The sequence below is a fragment of the Steroidobacter agaridevorans genome, assembly GCF_009932555.1.
Taxonomy (GTDB): Bacteria; Pseudomonadota; Gammaproteobacteria; order Steroidobacterales; family Steroidobacteraceae; genus Steroidobacter; species Steroidobacter agaridevorans.
Window position 1 is genome coordinate 20,265 of the sequence record NZ_BLJO01000009.1, and the last position, 17,591, is coordinate 37,855.

Genomic DNA, 17,591 nt, shown 5'->3' on the forward strand with positions numbered 1-17,591 from the left:
CGCCTCTTTCTTCAGGCCGCCTTCGACCCACCCTTCGCATGATGCGCAAACATCTTCGCCAGATCGCCAGAAGTGACGACGCGTGGCGCCTCACCTTCCGCCAACGGCTTAGCGCCACCGAACGAACGCGGGGTGATATCCACCTTGTCCTCGATAGCCTTCGCGCGCAGCGCGCCGACGGTCAGATCCGCACGTTTGTGATGCTTGAACGGGTCGAAGTTGAAGAACTTCATCGCGTTGAGGTGCGTGATCTTGTTGATGCGCGTCTCGCTCAGGTGCTTCACCGTCTCCCACAGGCGCTCCGGCACATAAGGCCACAGCGAATCCGAGTGCGGGTAATCGCACTCATAAGAGACCAGATCCTCATTCAACGAGTCCAGATTCTTCAGGCCGAATTCATCGTCGATGAAGCACGTCAGGAAGTGACGCTTGAACACCTCACTCGGCTTCGTCCCCTTGAACCTCGAGTGTGTCCACGCCTTGTGACGCTCGTGGCTGAAGTCCGCGCGCTCGATGAAGTACGGGATCCAGCCGATGCCGCCCTCGGACAGCGCAATCTTCATCGTCGGATAACGCTCCAGCGCTTCCAGATTCAACCAGTCCGCCGCGCCCACAACGATCGAGATCGGCATGGTGCTGATCCACGCCTCGATAGGCGTTTCCATCGACGCATGCGGTGCAGGATTCCCCGCGCCAATGTGCAGGCAGATCGCGATGTCGTGCTCGACGAGCGTCTTGTACATCGGCTCCCAATACGGATTGTGAATGCTGGGCAGCCCCTGGATCGTCGGGTTCTCGTTCAGCGACACCGCCGTGCAGCCCTTCTTCGCGATGCGCTTGATCTCCTCGACCGTCGCTTTCATATCCCACGTCGGCAGCAGTGCGCATGGAATGAATCGCCCCGGCTGCGACCCGCACCACTCGTCGATGTGCCAATCGTTGTACGCGCGCATGTGAATGAGCGACTTCGACTTGTCCGCCGCCTTGTGGAACCGGCCGCCATCGAAACCCACGCAGCTACCAAAGTTCAACGAGGCCGCAATGCCGTTCACGTTCATGTCATCGACGCGCGCCTTCGGCTCGTAACAACCCTTGCGCAGCTGGTCGAGCGCGGTCGGCTCGGCGCCGTACTCTTCCGGCACGCGTCCAACGACGGCATTCAACCCCACGGACGGCATCTGCATGCCCTGATATTCCCAGTAGTTGGTGCCCTCCGGCGTCGTGCAGAACTTCGGCGCACTCGCCAGGTCGTCGCCGGACAGATGTTTCTTGAACATGTCCGCGGGCTCGCTGATGTGATCATCCACGCTGATGACCACCATATCGTTCATATTCATGGCGCTCTCCTACTGACTGATGTTCGGGGCCTGCAATGGCTGTGCAGCGCCTCGGCTGAAATCTCGAATCGCAACGATGCGTTGCGCGTGAACTTTTCTTTCCGCTTGAAACGTGTAGCAGTTGCCCGTCGGCATGCGGCCCGCGTCGGACTGGCGCTCCAGCGGAATGATGCGCCCGTTCGCAACGATCGTTCCCCAGCGCAGCAAGCGTGCCGCCTCCTGCTGCTGAGGCTCGAGCGATCCAATCCAACGGCTCAGTTGATCGAGTGTCACGCCAACGAGCTCGGGAGGATCGACGATCCGACCTTCCGCCAGCGCCCAGCGCAGCACGGTGCGGCCATTGCGACGAATCTCCGCGCTACGCAGTCCTGCGACGGGATCGGACACCAGAATGTCGTAGACGATCTGTTCGCCATCGAAGGCGTGCGCCGCCGCCAGCGTCGCGAGGTCGTGCAGATGGGTGCAGTTCTCCCGCTTCTCGCCACGTTCCGCATACTTCTCGATCGGAACGCCGCTGAACGTTTGTTTCAGTCGATCGACGGCGCCCGGACACGTCGTCCACGGCGCACGCGAGAGCACAGGCTCAATCGACGTCGTAACGCCGTCTCGATGGCGCACAGTCACACTCATGCAATGGAAGTCGTCCTCAACCTCACTGCACACCGCGCCGGGTATCGGCGTGACTCGAAAGCGGCGCCGGAAGCCGGGCATGTTGTCGATTGCAGTCACGTCCATGACTCTCAGTCGCGAGCGAGCAGCAACGCAGTCGCAAGCGGCCCTCCTCCCGATGTGCAGACCGCAACGCGTGGATCGTCAGGAATCTGTCGAGCGCCGCCCTTGCCCCGCAATTGAACGACGGACTCGTGTGCGAAACCGAAGCCATGCAGACGACCCGCGCCGATCTGGCCGCCAAACGTATTCAGCGGCAGCTCGCCATCGAGCGCGATCCGCTTACCGCCTTCGATGAATCGCCCGCCTTCGCCGACATCGCAGAAGCCCAGCGCTTCGAGCCAGGTGATGACGTAGAAGCTGAACCCGTCATAGAACTGTACGGTGTCGACGTCGGATGGCTTGTAGTCCGTCCGTTTCCACAAGTCCGGGCCGGTTTGATAGCTCGCCATCCATTCGGCTTGGTCCCAACTATGGCGCGCCACGGTGCCTGCCATCGCAGCGATTCGAATCGGCGTGCAGGACACTTCATCGATAGCGCTGGCGGCGGAAACGATCAGCACCGTGGACGCATCTGTGAAACGGTCGCAGTCATAGAGACACAGCGGCGTGGAGATCATGCGCGCCGACATGTATTCGTCCATGGTGATCGGTTCACGCGTCAGCGCTCGCGGATTCAGAGCGGCATGCGCGCGATCGGTAATCGCGACCTGGGCGAGCTGCTCGCGCGTCAGTCCATAGCGTTTCATGTGTCGCATGGCGTACTGAGCCGTCCAATTCGCTGCGGACAGGGCATTGAATGGCGCGGTCCACTGAGAACTGCCATCGACCTTGTCGCGTCTCAGCGGCGGAAACTCGTCGGGCCGCGCCATCGCAGCAGCTTCATACACCGTTCGAAAGCAAATGACGTGGCGTGCGAGACCGGCGCGAACCGCTGCCGCTGCGGCGACAACCGCGCCGAGTTGCGATGTGATTTCGCCTCCACCGGCATACCACGTCGCGCGAATACCGAGCGCATCGATGAGCTCGTCGACCCCCACCGGCGAGAAGCCAAGATAACCCTGCATGCGACCGGGGTAGGTCGACACGCCGTCGATCTGGCCTATGGTGAGACCCGCCTCGGCCAGCGCTTCTTTGACCGCATCGAGCGTGAGCAATAACGGGTGACGCGTCAGCTTCACGCCGATCTGCGATTGCCCCACGCCGGTGATATATGCGTCGTTCGCTGTCATCATCCGATCTTCTCGAACAGCGGGTAATAGATTTCACCCTGTTGTTCGAACGTCACCCGCACCGGATCGCCGATCTCGACCTCGTCGACGTTGCAGCCGACGATATTCGTGGTCAGAAACACGCCGGGCGCGCCGTCGATCGCCACACGAGCGATCACATAAGGAACCTGCAAAGCGGGATGCCACTTCTGGTGATTCACGGTGAAGGTATCGATCACGCCCGTGCCGGTAACCGCTTCGGGCGCGACATTCTCGGAAAAACACTTGCGACACACCGGCCGCGGCGGATGAATGAAAGTCGCGCAGTCCCGACAGCGCATCAACCGCAGCTCGCCGACCGCACCTCCCGTCCAGAAGGCGCGGTTATCGGCATCCAGCCGCGGTTGCGGGCGCGGCGCACTCATGCTTCAAACGTCCCAGACCAGATGTAACGAATCGACACCGACGACGTGACCGCAATGGAAAGTCGGCGGCCGCTGCGAATCGAGCCGGAACGTCGGCAGCCGCGCCATCAGCACTTCATAGATGACTTGCAGCTCGACGCGCGCGAGATGCGAGCCGAGACAACGATGCGGGCCGGCGTTGAACGCGATATGAACCTTGTTCTCGCGATTCAGGTCGTAGCGGTCGGAGTTCGCGAACTCTTTGGGATCCAGGTCCGCGGCGGGCAGGAACAGCATCGCGCGCTCGCGCGCCTTCATCTGCACGCCCTCGAACACGATATCCTTCGCCACCATGCGAGGCGGGACCGTGAAGGTGTACCGACGCAGCAGCTCTTCCGTCGCTTCGGGAACCATCTTCGGATTCGCACGCAGCTGCGCCTGCAACTCCGGATTGCGAGCCAGGTGACGCACACCATGGCCAATGCCATTCATCACCGTGTCCAGGCCCGCGATGAACAGCAGCACGCCGTAGTTCTGCATGTCTTCGATCGTCGTCGGCTTGCCGTCGATCTCGATCTTCCAAAGCATGCTGATGATGTCGTCCTGCGGGTTGTCACGACGCGCGATGAAGGTGTCGTTCATGCTCGCCGCGATCCGCTGCAGCTTCGGAATCATCGCGCGCGCATCGGACGACGGATCGGACAAGTGCTGGGAAACGATCTCGCGATACTCGTCCTGGCGATCGAGCGGCAGGCCCAGCATCTTCAGGAACACCCGCACGGGCATCGGCTCCGCGATCTCTTTCATGAACTCGCAGTTCCCGCGATCCTTCACGCTGTCGACCAGCTCGGTCGCGAGCGCGTTGATGCTGTCTTTCAGCGCCAGAATCGATTTTGGCGAGAACACGCGTTGCAGCGGCGTACGGTACTTGCTGTGCTCCGGCGGATCGACATTGATGGGCACCGGCAGCGGAATGTGCGGCATGCCCGGCGGTAGCTTGGCTTTCATCGCGGCCATCTCGGCACGCGGAATGAACTCGCTCGAGAAGCTCTCGGTATCGCGCGATGCGTTGAAGTTCGCCGAGTGGCTCATCAACATCCAGTGGCCGCCGTTGCGCGGCGTCCAGAAGATCGGCGGCGCGTTCTTTACCAGATCGAGAATGCGCTCGTGCGGATCGGCCACATACGCCGGGTCGCGGAACATGTCGAAGTCGTACACCAGCGAGTCGGGCACATGCGCCGGCTTCGCAACGGCAGGACTCACATTTGCGGCAGCTGACATTTGGAAACTCCTGCGCTCAAGCCGATTTCGCGGCGCCCGCCATCATGGCGCTCAGATCGATCTGGCCGGTGGCCACACCGCCCAGGAATCCGCCGTCCACGGGCAGCGCCACGCCGTTGATGTAGCTGGCTGCATCGCTGTTGAGGAATACCAAGGGCCCGGCCTGCTCCTCCGGCGTCGAGCGACGATTGATGGGCTGCGCCGCCGCCTCGAGCACCGACGCTGCGGTCGCCTGCTCGAACTGCGACATCATCGGCGTCTGAGTCGGGCCGGGCATCGTGCAGTTGATGCGGATGCCGCGCTTGATGAGATGAGTGGACGTCATCATCGTCCAGACGATGAGCGCTTCCTTCGAGAAGGCATAACCTTCACGCACCGTCTCGGCATTGTCCTGGCACCATTTGACGATGCCGTCGTAACTGTCGATCTTCAGCAGCCCCATCAGCACCGGCAATCTGCGGCTCCAGCCCAGACCTCCATTGGAGGAGATGCTGACGATGGCGCCGCCCGCGGACATCAGCGGCAACACTTGTTCGGTCAGCCGCCGCGTGCCGGCGTAGTTCACTTTCATAACATCCAACGGCGGCGACGTCTGCGGCAGGCCCGCGCAATTGAAGAGCGCATCGACCTTGCCGCCGATCTTTTTCACCGCGGCGTCGATCGCCGCCGGCTCGCGCAGATCGACCTGCGTGAACGACGCAAGATTCAGCTTGCTTGGCTTGTAGTCGAGACCGTGGACTTCTGCACCCAACTGCAACAGCAGCCTGGCAGTCGCCTCACCCATTCCAGAAAAGCAGCCGCTGATGACGACCCGCTTGTTCCTGTAGCTGGCAAACTCCCCCATCGAAAGTCTCCTGCAATGCTCGTGATTATTTGTCTTCTTCGATGATGATGATTCGCTCGGGACAAGCACGAGCGCCGCGACGGGCAAGTTCTTCCTTGCCGGGAGGCACGTCGACCTCTGTCACCGCGATGTAGCCGTCGTCGTCCAAAGGAAAAAGCTCTTCCGACACCGCCGCGCAACGGGCATTGCCGGCGCACGCAGCTTTATTGATGAGTATTTTCATGACCACACATCCCCCGGCCTGAGCGCAGCCGTGGCGCCGGTACTGCTGGCCGGGCCACAACTTAGGTGGCTAACCTTATCGCACAAATCGATCTGCTATACAACATCAGTGTTGATTACGCGCCAGCCGCGCAAGGCACTGACTGGCACGCCGGATTTATCGTAAAAACCAGGGGAATACTAAGTTCCTATAGGCATCTGAGCTGGCGGCCGAATTGCGCACCCCTCGCGCCTTGACGACTTAATCAACACCACTGATTATTACTGGAACGACCCAAGGCCGGCGACCCATGGCTCTGTACACGACGCTCCATCTACACAATGTCCCCGCGGGCCGAGAAGCCGATTACGGCAGTTGGTTCGACGGCCCACACCGTGATGCGTTGAGTCGCTTGCGTGGCTTCGCTTCGGCGGATCGCTATGAAGTGACGCCTCAGCAGATCATGCCGGACATTCCGCAGCCGTGGCGCTACCTCAGCGTTTATGACTTCTCGTTCGAGACACCTGCGATCGACATCCCTGCGTTGGGGCCGCTGGTGGCCGATGCGCGCGATGCCGGCTTGATAGCAAACGACACGACCGAACGTCTGTATACCTATCGCATCTTCTCGGACTGGAAGCCCAGCCCGAACTGGCGCCGCAATGAGCCGCTCTCCGGCGTGAGCATCATTCTCGCCAACTACGTGCCCGGCCGCTTTGACGAGTACCAGCATTGGTACGAAGAAGTGCACAGCGTGGAAGTGATCAACGTTCCCGGCCACGTCGCCATGAAGCGCGGCGAACTGGCGCCCGTTCAGATCGAGCCGCGACACTACTGTCCCGGCGATCAACTCGTCCTGTGCGCTCAACAGACCGACGACCTGTTGTTCACGCTCAAGGATTTCAGTGCCCGGGCGCGAGGCGTGAGCCCAAGCGGCATCGCCATGCAGCCGCGCTCGGCAGCGGCTTCCGTCGCGCGTACAGTGCATTACTTTCGCAAGATCAGCGGAACAAAATTTTGGCAGAACGGAATCGCCTATGCGGGCGATCTGTCCGTCTATCCCGGCAAAGCCTGATCAGGGGGAATCTCGTGTCCAAAGTCATAGTCATTACCGGCGCCGGCATCGGCCTTGGTCGTGCACTCGCGCGTCGCTTCGCCGCCGACGGCGACCAGGTCGTGCTGCTCGGTCGCACGCTCTCGAAAGTGCAGGCCGCCGCGCAGGAGATCGGCGAACGCGCGATGGCTGTGGCCTGCGACGTTGCTTCTTCCGAGCAGGTCAAAGCGGCATTCGCCGAGATCGCCAAGCGCCACCCGCGCATCGACGTGTTGATCAACAACGCCGCGATCTTCGAGCCCTTCCTGATTGCGGAAGCGACCGATGAGCAGATCATGGGCACGCTGGCGACGAATCTCGGCGGCGCCATCCTGTGTGCGCGCTCGGCCATCCCGATGATGAATCGCGGCGGCCACATCCTGAGTGTGAGCAGCGAGTCGGTCGAGTTGCCCTTCCCGCATCTGCTGATGTACCAGACCACGAAGGCCGGCCTGGAGCGCTTCAGTTCCGGCCTGCACCGCGAACTGGAGCCGAACGGCATTCGCGTCACCTGCGTTCGCGCCGGTCAGATGATGGAACAGGGCAAGGTCTGGAACGTCGACCCCGCCGCGCAAATGCGCTTCGCGAAGGCCGCCATGGAAGCAGGCATCAATCTGCGCGAACGGCCCATCACCCAATTCACGTCGGTCACGAACATATTTCGCGCGCTGATCGATCTGCCGCCCGACCTGCACTCGCCGCTGGTCACACTCTCCGCGCGCAAAGCCAGCTAGTTTTCCATCGGCCGCGAACCGACTCACGAACATGAAAATCAACACGTGCCACCCCCAAGGCACAGGGATGTGCCCGCCGCCGCAGGCGGCGAGCGCAGGGGGAAAAGCCGCGCCTTTTCCCCTCTGTGCCACAGCGCAAGTGGCAGGATGCCCGAGTCGCTGTTTCAACCAGAGGACAAATACATGACGATGCTCCCCGAAGCAAAGCTCTACATCGATGGCGTGATCCGCCGCGCCAGCGGCGACAAGACCTACGACAACACGGGCCCATGGACCGGCGAGGTCGTCGGCAAGGCCGCCGACGCCTCACGCGAGGACGTCGACGCAGCGATCGCCGCTGCCCGCCGCGCTTTCGATCGGACCAACTGGTCGACCAGCCACGCGATGCGTTTCGAGTTGATGAAGAAGTATCGCGACCTGCTCTACGCAAATCGGCAGAAGCTCGTCGATATCTCGCGCTACGAAGCCGGCGCAGCGATTGGCGCCGCCGCGCGCGCTCAAGTCGACGGCGCGCTGTTCGGCATGGACGGACTGCTCGAATGCTTCCCACTGGTGAAGTGGGAAGAAGATCGTGGCATTCGCCGCGACTATGGATTCGACACTGCGCGCATCGTGACGCATGAAGCCGTCGGTGTCGTTGGCGCAATCACGCCGTGGAATGTTCCTTTGTATGTGAACATCGGCAAGGTGGTCGCCGCCTTGTTGGCCGGCTGCACAGTGGTTCTGAAACCCGCGCCCGACACGCCGTTAATGGGCACATACATGGGCGAGTTGGCCGCCGAAGCCGGTCTGCCGCCCGGCGTACTCAACGTCGTCACTTCCGCCGATCCGGCGATGGCGGGCGAAATGCTCGTCACCGATCCGCGCGTCGATCTCATTTCTTTCACCGGCTCGACCGCCGTCGGCCGTCGCGTCATGGAGAAAGGCGCGGCGACGCTGAAGCGAGTGTTCCTCGAACTGGGCGGCAAGTCGGCCAATATCATTCTCGATGACGCTCCCAACTTCGCACAGACGGTGATGGGCGGCATGGTCGTGTTCCACGCCGGCCAGGGCTGCGCGTATCCGACGCGACTGCTGGTGCCGAAGAGTCGGTATCAGGAAGCAATCAAGGCGCTCGAGATGGGCTATGCGGGCTTTGCCAGCAAATGGGGCGAGATCGACGAGCCCACTTGCATCATGGGACCGGTGATCTCGCGCCGGCAGATGGATCGAGTGATGAGTTATATCGAGATTGGCAAGCAGGAAGGCGCTCGCCTGCTGGCGGGCGGCAAAGTGCGCACCGATAAAGGCGGCGGCTTCTTCGTCGAACCGACCTGCTTCGTCGACGTGCGCAACGATATGCGCATCGCCCGGGAAGAAATCTTCGGCCCGGTGCTGGTGGTGATTCCGTACGAAGACGACGAGGACGCCATCCGCATCGCGAACGACAGCGAGTACGGACTCGGCGGCGCCATCTTCTCCGGCGACAAGGAGCGAGCCATTCGGATGGCCAAGCGCATTCGCACCGGATCGATCAGCGTCAACGGCGGCGTCAGCATCACGGGCGATCTGCCGTTCGGCGGCTACAAGTCGAGCGGCATCGGCCGCGAATGGGGCCGCGAAGGCATCGAAGAGTTTTTGGAAACAAAGGCGATCGGCATTCGCGCCTGAACGTCTGGCGACTTTTCCAGCGCACTTCAGCGAAGTGCGCTGTCGTCAAATGTCGATACATCCGGGCGCTCCTGACACAGCCTCGTAGTACGCTGCGCAGGAGACAGCCGTGGGGGACTACGAAGAATTGCTCGACGCCGCCCGGGCCGAGACGGATCTCGAGGACTTCGGTGCGGATGACTTCCTGGAAGGTCTGCAGATTCTCGTACGTGCGCTGCGCACTGAAGCTCAACTCAACGCGCTGGGCGAAGCAGTGTTGCGACAACGGATCGTCGGTCACCTCAAACAACGCCTGCAGGTGGAGGATTGGTATCGTCGTCATCCCGAGATCGAGACCGTAGTCATTCGCGCGCCGCTGATCGGCCTCGGTCTGCCTCGTACTGGCTCGTCTGCGTTGTCATGCTTGCTCGCCGAGGATCCAAACTCTCGCTCTCTACTCACCTGGGAAGCGAGCGAACCGTGCCCTCCTCCTGCGACCGTTGTCGGCCCGGATCCACGCATCGAGCGTGCGCGCGAACTCAGTCGACGCTCGAATCTGAAATCGCACACACCCACGAGCGCGACCGGGCCGATCGAATGCCAGGACTTGATGGCGCTCGATTTCAAGGCACACATCTTTCAAGCCTTCGCGCAGATTCCGTCTTACTCGCAGTGGCTGTTGGCAGCGGATCTCACCTCGACGTATCTATACGAACGGCGGGTATTGAAGCTGCTGCAGTGGAAGTTTCCCGAGAAGCCGTGGCGGCTCAAAGCTCCGACTCACATTCTGTATCTCGATGCCCTCGTGCGCGCGTTTCCAGACGCACGCTTCGTGATGACTCACCGGGATCCGGCCGAGGTCGTTCTTTCGGTGGCGAACGTATATGCAGACATCGTCGGCAAGTTCACCGATGCGCTCGACAAACCCTATCTCGGCCAGCTGAATGTGAAGCAGTGGTCGGTGGGCATGAAGCGCGCCCTGGCGTTTCGAGAGAGCGGCGCCGATTCGAAGTTCTTCGATATCGACTTCCGGGTAATGCAGCGCGATCCGCTCGGCGAGGTCAGGGCCCTCTACGAATGGCTCGGTGCGCCGGTGACGGACGAGTTCGAGTCGGGCATGACGCGCTGGTGGAAGCACAACGCCGAAACGCGCGAGCCGAGCACGTCCGTCGATCCCGCCGGGTTCGGCCTGAGCGTCGAGCACATCCGTCCGCTGTTCGCCGAGTACACGGCCCGCGCCGCTCGCTGGACCAGCAAGGAGAGCACGAGACATGTCCATTGATCTCACTGGCGGTCTCGACGCTTCGCGTGATCATGTGTTCGCGAAACGGCCCGACGAGCCGGAGATGCGGGATGCCGTGAACATGTGGGTTTCCGACGATCGCGGCGAGCTTGGCCTGCCCCGTTTCGCCGTGGAAGCGCTCGCCTCCAAATGGGACAGTCACGATCTGTCGCTCAACATCGCCTTTCCCAACGGTCGAGCGTTGAGTGCGCGCGGCAGTGGCAAATCTCATTCGCCGATTGGCGGCGACGGTAAGCCGACCGTCCTCGGCACCGGCCCGCTCGAATTTCGTTGCGTCGAGCCGTTTCGGTTGTGGACGACATCGTTCAAGGGCACGGCCGCCGAGATGACGACGCAAGATCAAATAAATGGCGCGCTGCCCGGCCAGGGGCCCGCGGTCGATGTGGAGTTTCACATCGAGGCTCGCATGGCCGTGCCGCCGTGGATTCAGGGCCAGATGTCCGCAACCGCGGCGGCGCAGCTCAAATCCGGCGTCGAGGGCAACTTCATGGGCGGCGACCGTTTCGAACAACTGTTTCGCGCCCAGGGAACGTTGCGTATCGGTAGCGAAGTCCACGCATTCAATGGCAGCGGTCTGCGCATCAAACGCCAGGGCATCCGCAAGATCGAAGGATTCTGGGGACATTGCTGGCAGTCCGCGCTGTTTCCGAGCGGCCGCGGTTTCGGATTCATCGCTTACCCGCCGCGCCCGGACGGCTCAGCCTCGTACAACGAGGGTTATATCTTCGAAGGCGACGGCACGCTGATTCCGGCTCGCGTCGTGCACGCACCCTGGCTGAGCAAGCTGCAAGCTCGCGATCAGGATGTGACGCTCGTGCTCGAATCCGAGCGAGGCCGAACCACCATCGAAGGCGAAACGCTCGTTTCGACGTTCGCAATGGGCCGGCCGGAAATGCCGCCCGACTTTCCAGTGCTACAGCAAGCCGGTGCGCGCTATCGATGGAACGGTGAAGAGACGTACGGAATGATCGAGCGCTCTTCGCGCAAGGACAAGATCACCCGATGAGCCCGCTTACGGATCAGGTCGCCGTTATCACAGGTGGCGGCGCAGGCATCGGTCGCGCAATTGCGTTGGCCTTCGCCGCGGCCGGCGCCGACATCGTCATCGGAGACATCGTTCCCGAACGCTGCGATGAAACGGCTGCGCGCATACGCGAGATGGGCCGTAGAGCGTTGGCGGTCCCGACTGACGTCCTGGAGATCGACCGGATTCGCGCGCTGATAGCAACGGCCAGCGAGCAATTCGGTCGCATCGACATTCTCGTGAATAACGCGGGCGGCGCGAAGCCTACGCCGTTCCTCGAACAATCCGAACGATCGTGGCGACGACACATCGATCTCAACCTCGTCAGCATGTTCGCAGCCACGTCTGCCGTCGTGCCCGTGATGATCCGTGGCGGACGCGGTGGAACCATCATCAATGTGGCCAGCATCGAAGCGTCGCGTGCCGCTCCGAATTTTGCGGTCTACGCCGCATGCAAGGCAGGCATGCTCAACTTCACTCGCACGATGGCGCTGGAGCTGGCGGACCATCGCATTCGCGTCAATGCCATTGCGCCCGACTACACCGTGACTCCAGGATTGCGCGGCAATTTCACTGGCCCGGTCGATCCGGCCTCATGGGTACAGCCAACCGAACAGCAGGAAGCAGCGGCGGCCCGACGCATTCCCCTCGGCCGACCTGGCGTCGACACCGAGTGCGGCCAGGTTGCTTTATTTCTCGCGTCAACGATGAGTTCCTATGTCACTGGCTCGGTGATACCGGTCGACGGCGGTGCGTGGGCCTCGAGCGGCTGGCTGCGAAACAAAGCCGGCAAGTGGACGCTCATCGGCGACATCACGCCGTAAGCACGGACGATCAACATGCGAATCAACGTCACTCTGCCCTTCGATCAGTTCCACGATGGCGATGGGTTCCTGACTCCCGAAGCCGTCATGGAGATCGGCGCTACGATGGAGCGCGTCGGCTTTGCCGGATGCAATGTGACCGATCATCCCTGCCCTTCGGGGCGCTGGCTCGATGCGGGCGGCCATCACGCGCAGGACCCGTTCGTGATGCTGTCCCTCGTCGCCATGGCCACGTGCACCGTGCGTTTGCAAACGGGAATCCTGGTACTGCCCTATCGCAATCCGTTCATCACGGCGCGCGCGGTCGCCACACTCGACGCTTTTTCCCGCGGTCGGGTGACGCTAGGCATCGGCGCCGGCTATATGAAAGGCGAATACTTCGCACTCGGCGTCGATTTCGAGCGGCGCAACGAAATCGTCGACGAGTACATCGACGCACTGAAGGCCGCGTGGACCGCGGATGAGTTCTCTTTCAAAGGCACGAACTACGAGGCGCGCGGCAGTCGCATCCTTCCCCGACCAGTGCAGACACCTCACCCGCCGCTGCTCATCGGTGGCAACTCCCATCGCGCCATCCGTCGTGCGGTGGAGAAAGGCGACGCCTGGTATCCCTTCTTTACAGCGCCCGGCGTATCGACAACATCGCGGACAGCGCCCCTGACCAATGAGAGCGACCTGGCTGTCGCCCTTCAGTACTTGCGAGAGCACTGTGAGAAGGTTGGCCGCGAGCGCCCGCCCGAAATCATCCTCGGCAGCCTCAGCATGATCGAGCGCCGGTTCAACGCCGAAGCGGTGCTGGAAAAGATCGGCAAGTTGCGCGAGCTCGGCGTCGTCGGCGCCGCCGTACACGTGCAAGCGAGTACGCGTGCCGAGTGGTGCGATCTCGCGGAACATTTCGGCGAGGCCGTGTTGAGCAAACTTCGCCACGGTCGTCCATGAATCGAGCACCGCTGCAGCTGGGCTACAAGGCGTCGTCGGAGCAGTTCGGGCCGACCGAGTTGCTGAACTACGCCGTGCTCGCCGAGACGGTGGGTCTCGATTCGGTTTGGATCAGCGACCACTTTCAGCCATGGCGGCACACGGGCGGACACGCACCTTTCTCGTTGGCGTGGCTCGGCGCATTGGGCGCACGCACTTCTCGTGTGCTCATCGGCACGAGTGTGCTGACACCGACATTCCGCTATCACCCGTCGGTCGTCGCGCAGGCGTTTGCCACGTTGGGAGCCCTGTTTCCCGGGCGAGTCGCGCTGGGCGCGGGCACGGGGGAATCGCTCAATGAAGTACCGGCGAGCGGCATGCACTGGCCCGAGCAGAAAGAGCGCACGGCCCGCTTCAAGGAAGCGATCGACCTGATCCGCCGACTGTGGATCGAGGAACAACTGACCTACGAGGGCACTTTCTACAGGACCGCGAATGCGACGATCTACGATCGGCCCGACCTACCGGTTCCTATCTACATCGCTGCCGCGGGTCCGGTTATGGCGAAGTTTGCAGGCGAACATGGCGACGGCTTCATTTGCACGAGCGGCAAGCCATGGGAGCTTTACACGCAGACGCTGTTGCCGAGCTTGCATACGGGCTTGCAGCAAGCTGGCAAAACTCCGCGAGCCTTCGATCGCATGATTGAGATCAAGCTGTCATTCGACACCGACCGAGAGCGAGCGCTGCAGGACACACGCTTCTGGGGCGCGCTCGCACTCCGGCCCGAGGAAAAGCTCAACGTCGAAGACCCCTTGGAGATGGAGCGATTGGCTGACGCGCTGCCGGTGGAACGCGCCGCCTCGCGTTGGATTGTCAGCAACGATGCGGACGAAACCGTGCAACGGGTCGGTCAATATGTGGAGCTCGGCTTCAATCACCTGGTGTTCCATGCGCCGGGGCCGGATCAAGGCCGTTTCCTCGAACTCTTCGGCGAACAGATCGCGCCGCGTCTGCGCGCGAAGTTCGGATAGCAGGCGTTGGTATGGCATCGACCTGGGCATTGGTTCCTCTCAAATCGAGCGAACGGGCCAAGTCGCGGCTCGCTGAAGTGCTGGATGCCGAACAGCGCAGGCAGCTGTTCTTTGCGCTCGCGGAACAGGTCATCGTCGCCCTGCATGAGAGCAGGAACATTGACGCAGTCGCCGTCGTAACGTCGAGCCTTGAAGTCGCTGAGTTCGCGACGTCGCTGCACGCGATGCCGATCCTGCAGGAGGCAGACGCGGGTATGTCGCCCGCGCTCGAGTCGGCACTGCGAAGTTTTCAGGCTATGCAGCTAGAGCGCGTATTGATGGTGCCGGGCGATCTTCCTCTGATCTCCGCTCGCGCGGTGGATGCGATCTTCGAAGCTCAAACTGCGAGCGAGCAGGTCGTGCTCGTCCCCGACCGTCGTCACGAAGGCACGAACGCCTTGCTCTGCTCGCCTCCGCAGGCGATAGCGCCGCGCTTCGGCAGTTGCAGCTTCACACGGCACCTGAGTGCGGCTCGCGCCGCCAACATCGCCACACGTGTTGTTGAGATCGAGGAACTGGCGCTCGATCTGGATTGCGCCGACGATCTGGATTACCTGCGCAGTCATGCATTCGAGCGCTCGGCAAGTCTTTTGGCGCCGCTGCGCTTGGCGACTGCCAGCAATGTGCCACTCCGCGCAGCGCTCGTCGGGTGACGCAATGATGCTGAGCCCAGAACAGTGCTACGAACTGCTGGCGCATGCTGACTGGCGTGATCTCTCGCCACTCGCTACGAAGCTTCGCGAGCAAGTGTGGGGAACGCGTGTCAGCTATTCGCGCAAGGTTTTCGTGCCGCTGACGCAGCTGTGCCGTGACGTTTGCCACTACTGCACGTTTGCGAAGACTCCCAGTCGCTTGTCGAAGCCGTATCTCACCCCGGACGAGGTTCTTCGAATCGCACATGAAGGTGCCGCACTGGGCTGCAAGGAGGTGTTGTTCACGCTCGGAGACCAGCCGGAGCTGCGCTATGCAAGGGCGCGCGACGCACTCACCGAGCTGGGCTTTGCGACGACGTTGGCGTATCTCGAACATGTCGCGGCGCTGGTACTGCGTGAAACCGGGCTGCTGCCTCATCTCAATCCTGGTTTGATGAGCGCGAACGATCTCGCCCGGCTGCGACATGTCGCACCTTCGATGGGCATCATGCTGGAATCCGCCGCCGAACGTCTGTGCGAACGAGGCGGCCCGCACTACGGCTCACCCGACAAAGCACCGTCCCGGCGATTGGAAACACTGCGCCTGGCCGGCGAAGCCCGCATCCCGATGACCAGCGGCATTCTCATCGGCATCGGCGAAACACGACGCGAGCGTATCGATTCGCTGCTGGCGCTGCGCGACCTCGCCGACCGCTATGGTCATCTCCAGGAAATCATCATTCAGAACTTCCGTGCCAAGGCTGGCACGAAGATGCAGCACTCGCCGGAGCCATCCAACGATGAGCTGTGCTGGACAGTCGCCGTCGCTCGATTGATGTTCGGTCCGCAGATGAGCATTCAGGCGCCGCCGAATCTCTACGATGGCGACCTGACCGAGCTCATTGCGGCCGGCATCAACGATTGGGGTGGCGTATCGCCGCTCACGCCGGATCATGTGAATCCGGAGGCACCCTGGCCACATCTCGATCGGCTCGCGACCGAGACCGGTCGGGCCGGTTGCGACTTGGTTGAGCGGCTTACCGCTTATCCCAGTTATGTACGGGCTCGGCACGAATGGCTTGCAGATGAGCTGCAAGCGCCCGTGCTGAGACAGTCGGACGGCGCCGGATGGGCACGCGTTGGCCGTTGGTGTGCCGGAGCTGCGGATCCAGCAAATCAGGACGATCTTCGCGATGTGACTCCGGCAGCGGTTGTGCGCCGTTCCCGAATCGCTGATCTGGTGGAGCGGGCGGCAACTGGCAATGAACTCGTTGAAGACGAGATCGCCGAGATCTTCACCGCGCGTGGCGCGGATTTCGTTCGCACCTGCGAGGTCGCAACCGAAGTGCGACAGCAAGCGGTCGGCGACACAGTGAGTTATGCCGTCGTCCGCAATATCAATTACACGAACGTTTGCTTGTACAAATGTGGCTTCTGCGCTTTCTCCAAGGGGCGCACGCACGAGCACCTCCGTGGCGCACCGTATCTGGTCGACCTCGACGAAATCCGCCGCCGCGTGCGCGAAGCATGGGAGCGAGGCGGCACGGAAGTGTGCATGCAGGGCGGCATCCATCCTTCCTTCACGGGACACACTTATTTAGAGATTTGCCGGGCGGCGAAGCAGGCACAACCGCAGATTCACATTCACGCGTTCTCGCCGCTCGAAGTCAGCCATGGCGCGCAAACGCTCGGCATTTCGGTGCGCGATTTCCTCATGGAACTCAAGCAAGCGGGATTGGGCTCGCTGCCGGGAACGGCGGCGGAGATTCTGGATGACGAGATCCGCGGCGTCCTCGCGCCCGACAAGCTGAGCACGCGGGAATGGCTGGATGTTGTCGCTCAGGCGCATCGGGTGGGTCTGCCCACGACTTCGACGATCATGTTCGGACACATCGAAGGCTATGAGCACTGGGCCAGGCACCTGTTGCTGTTGAGACGATTGCAGCAGGACACCGGCGGACTGACCGAGTTCGTTCCTCTGCCCTTCGTCCATATGGAAGCGCCAATGTATCTGCGTGGGCGCGCGCGTAAGGGGCCGACGCTGCGGGAGACGGTGCTGATGCATGCGGTGGCCCGCTTGGTGCTCCATCCGGTTGTGCCGAATGTGCAGGTATCGTGGGTGAAGCTTGGCCCGCAATGGGCGCAGCGTTGCCTCGAGGCCGGGGCGAACGATCTCGGCGGTACTTTGATGAACGAGTCCATCAGCCGCGCCGCGGGCGCGACGCACGGACAGGAGCTAGAGCCGCATCAGATGCAGCAGCTCATCGCGGAGTTAGGGCGTCCATATCGGCAGCGAACGACGCTGTATGGGGATGCCAACGCTGAGCAGATCGAGCGCGCCGACTGCGCGGCGCCACTGCTCAAGCCGTACAACGCGCCGCTTTCGAGCAGAGCGATGCGCGTCGTAGCATGA

17 protein-coding genes are annotated in these 17,591 nt (G+C 62.0%); 10 read left to right on the forward strand and 7 right to left on the reverse strand.

All coding sequences use genetic code 11. The features are described 5' to 3' along the window. Positions 1-11 precede the first annotated feature (11 nt). The 7 genes from GYH35_RS27985 to GYH35_RS28015 are packed head-to-tail and all read right to left on the reverse strand — an operon-like array spanning position 12 to position 5,969. Entirely contained in the window at positions 12-1,337 is a 1,326-nt protein-coding gene (locus GYH35_RS27985) for an amidohydrolase family protein (RefSeq protein ID WP_161830154.1), read from the reverse strand. A gap of 9 nt (positions 1,338-1,346) precedes the next feature. Then, positions 1,347-2,072: a DUF2889 domain-containing protein gene (locus GYH35_RS27990; RefSeq protein ID WP_161830155.1), complete on the reverse strand. Its 726-nt coding sequence runs from the start codon at positions 2,070-2,072 to the stop codon at positions 1,347-1,349. Positions 2,073-2,077: 5 nt separating this feature from the next. Next, positions 2,078-3,241, reverse strand: coding sequence for a thiolase family protein (locus tag GYH35_RS27995; RefSeq protein WP_161830156.1), 1,164 nt, complete (start codon positions 3,239-3,241; stop codon positions 2,078-2,080). Next, complete coding sequence (locus GYH35_RS28000) at positions 3,238-3,642, reverse strand: Zn-ribbon domain-containing OB-fold protein (RefSeq protein ID WP_161830157.1); 405 nt, start codon at positions 3,640-3,642, stop codon at positions 3,238-3,240. The genes GYH35_RS27995 and GYH35_RS28000 overlap by 4 nt, the downstream gene beginning before the upstream one ends. A 3-nt stretch (positions 3,643-3,645) precedes the next feature. Beyond that, entirely contained in the window at positions 3,646-4,902 is a 1,257-nt protein-coding gene (locus tag GYH35_RS28005) for a cytochrome P450 (RefSeq protein WP_161811561.1), read from the reverse strand. Positions 4,903-4,918: 16 nt separating this feature from the next. Then, positions 4,919-5,746, reverse strand: coding sequence for a coniferyl-alcohol dehydrogenase (locus GYH35_RS28010; protein ID WP_161811560.1), 828 nt, complete (start codon positions 5,744-5,746; stop codon positions 4,919-4,921). A gap of 25 nt (positions 5,747-5,771) precedes the next feature. Beyond that, positions 5,772-5,969 (reverse strand): ferredoxin, encoded by a 198-nt coding sequence (locus GYH35_RS28015; protein WP_161811559.1) that lies wholly within the window; start codon positions 5,967-5,969, stop codon positions 5,772-5,774. Between the two features lie 289 nt (positions 5,970-6,258). Between GYH35_RS28015 and GYH35_RS28020 the strand changes: the two genes are divergently transcribed. The 10 genes from GYH35_RS28020 (at position 6,259) to cofH (ending at position 17,591) form a co-directional block, all read left to right on the forward strand. Beyond that, positions 6,259-7,023, forward strand: coding sequence for a hypothetical protein (locus GYH35_RS28020; RefSeq protein WP_161811558.1), 765 nt, complete (start codon positions 6,259-6,261; stop codon positions 7,021-7,023). Positions 7,024-7,037: 14 nt separating this feature from the next. Then, positions 7,038-7,775, forward strand: coding sequence for an SDR family oxidoreductase (locus GYH35_RS28025; protein WP_161811557.1), 738 nt, complete (start codon positions 7,038-7,040; stop codon positions 7,773-7,775). Positions 7,776-7,958: 183 nt separating this feature from the next. Next, the gene (locus tag GYH35_RS28030; protein WP_161830158.1) at positions 7,959-9,425 is read left to right on the forward strand and encodes an aldehyde dehydrogenase family protein; all 1,467 of its coding nucleotides are present in this window, start codon (positions 7,959-7,961) and stop codon (positions 9,423-9,425) included. Positions 9,426-9,534: 109 nt separating this feature from the next. Further along, positions 9,535-10,686 (forward strand): sulfotransferase family protein, encoded by a 1,152-nt coding sequence (locus GYH35_RS28035; RefSeq protein WP_161830159.1) that lies wholly within the window; start codon positions 9,535-9,537, stop codon positions 10,684-10,686. Further along, positions 10,676-11,713, forward strand: coding sequence for a hypothetical protein (locus GYH35_RS28040; protein WP_161830160.1), 1,038 nt, complete (start codon positions 10,676-10,678; stop codon positions 11,711-11,713). Before GYH35_RS28035 ends, GYH35_RS28040 begins: the two co-directional genes overlap by 11 nt. Next, a complete protein-coding gene (locus GYH35_RS28045; RefSeq protein ID WP_161830161.1) occupies positions 11,710-12,555 on the forward strand; it encodes an SDR family NAD(P)-dependent oxidoreductase in 846 nt (281 codons plus the stop codon). Before GYH35_RS28040 ends, GYH35_RS28045 begins: the two co-directional genes overlap by 4 nt. 15 nt (positions 12,556-12,570) lie before the next feature. Further along, positions 12,571-13,494: an LLM class F420-dependent oxidoreductase gene (locus GYH35_RS28050; protein ID WP_161830162.1), complete on the forward strand. Its 924-nt coding sequence runs from the start codon at positions 12,571-12,573 to the stop codon at positions 13,492-13,494. Then, the gene (gene fgd / locus GYH35_RS28055) at positions 13,491-14,507 is read left to right on the forward strand and encodes a glucose-6-phosphate dehydrogenase (coenzyme-F420) (protein ID WP_161830163.1); all 1,017 of its coding nucleotides are present in this window, start codon (positions 13,491-13,493) and stop codon (positions 14,505-14,507) included. The genes GYH35_RS28050 and fgd overlap by 4 nt, the downstream gene beginning before the upstream one ends. A gap of 11 nt (positions 14,508-14,518) precedes the next feature. After that, complete coding sequence (gene cofC, locus GYH35_RS28060; RefSeq protein ID WP_161830164.1) at positions 14,519-15,199, forward strand: 2-phospho-L-lactate guanylyltransferase; 681 nt, start codon at positions 14,519-14,521, stop codon at positions 15,197-15,199. 4 nt (positions 15,200-15,203) lie between these two features. Beyond that, on the forward strand, positions 15,204-17,591 hold the full coding sequence (gene cofH / locus GYH35_RS28065) for a 5-amino-6-(D-ribitylamino)uracil--L-tyrosine 4-hydroxyphenyl transferase CofH (protein WP_202624800.1): 2,388 nt from the start codon (positions 15,204-15,206) through the stop codon (positions 17,589-17,591).

Excerpts from the sequence above, each read along its gene's own strand:
- GYH35_RS27985 (WP_161830154.1), bottom strand. The coding sequence starts at position 1,337 with ATGAATATGAACGATATGGTGGTCATCAGCGTGGATGATCACATCAGC.
- GYH35_RS27990 (WP_161830155.1), bottom strand. The coding sequence starts at position 2,072 with ATGGACGTGACTGCAATCGACAACATGCCCGGCTTCCGGCGCCGCTTT.
- GYH35_RS27995 (WP_161830156.1), bottom strand. The coding sequence starts at position 3,241 with ATGATGACAGCGAACGACGCATATATCACCGGCGTGGGGCAATCGCAG.
- GYH35_RS28000 (WP_161830157.1), bottom strand. The coding sequence starts at position 3,642 with ATGAGTGCGCCGCGCCCGCAACCGCGGCTGGATGCCGATAACCGCGCC.
- GYH35_RS28005 (WP_161811561.1), bottom strand. The coding sequence starts at position 4,902 with ATGTCAGCTGCCGCAAATGTGAGTCCTGCCGTTGCGAAGCCGGCGCAT.
- GYH35_RS28010 (WP_161811560.1), bottom strand. The coding sequence starts at position 5,746 with ATGGGGGAGTTTGCCAGCTACAGGAACAAGCGGGTCGTCATCAGCGGC.
- GYH35_RS28015 (WP_161811559.1), bottom strand. The coding sequence starts at position 5,969 with ATGAAAATACTCATCAATAAAGCTGCGTGCGCCGGCAATGCCCGTTGC.
- GYH35_RS28020 (WP_161811558.1), top strand. The coding sequence starts at position 6,259 with ATGGCTCTGTACACGACGCTCCATCTACACAATGTCCCCGCGGGCCGA.
- GYH35_RS28030 (WP_161830158.1), top strand. The coding sequence starts at position 7,959 with ATGACGATGCTCCCCGAAGCAAAGCTCTACATCGATGGCGTGATCCGC.
- GYH35_RS28040 (WP_161830160.1), top strand. The coding sequence starts at position 10,676 with ATGTCCATTGATCTCACTGGCGGTCTCGACGCTTCGCGTGATCATGTG.
- GYH35_RS28045 (WP_161830161.1), top strand. The coding sequence starts at position 11,710 with ATGAGCCCGCTTACGGATCAGGTCGCCGTTATCACAGGTGGCGGCGCA.
- GYH35_RS28050 (WP_161830162.1), top strand. The coding sequence starts at position 12,571 with ATGCGAATCAACGTCACTCTGCCCTTCGATCAGTTCCACGATGGCGAT.
- fgd (WP_161830163.1), top strand. The coding sequence starts at position 13,491 with ATGAATCGAGCACCGCTGCAGCTGGGCTACAAGGCGTCGTCGGAGCAG.
- cofC (WP_161830164.1), top strand. The coding sequence starts at position 14,519 with ATGGCATCGACCTGGGCATTGGTTCCTCTCAAATCGAGCGAACGGGCC.
- cofH (WP_202624800.1), top strand. The coding sequence starts at position 15,204 with ATGATGCTGAGCCCAGAACAGTGCTACGAACTGCTGGCGCATGCTGAC.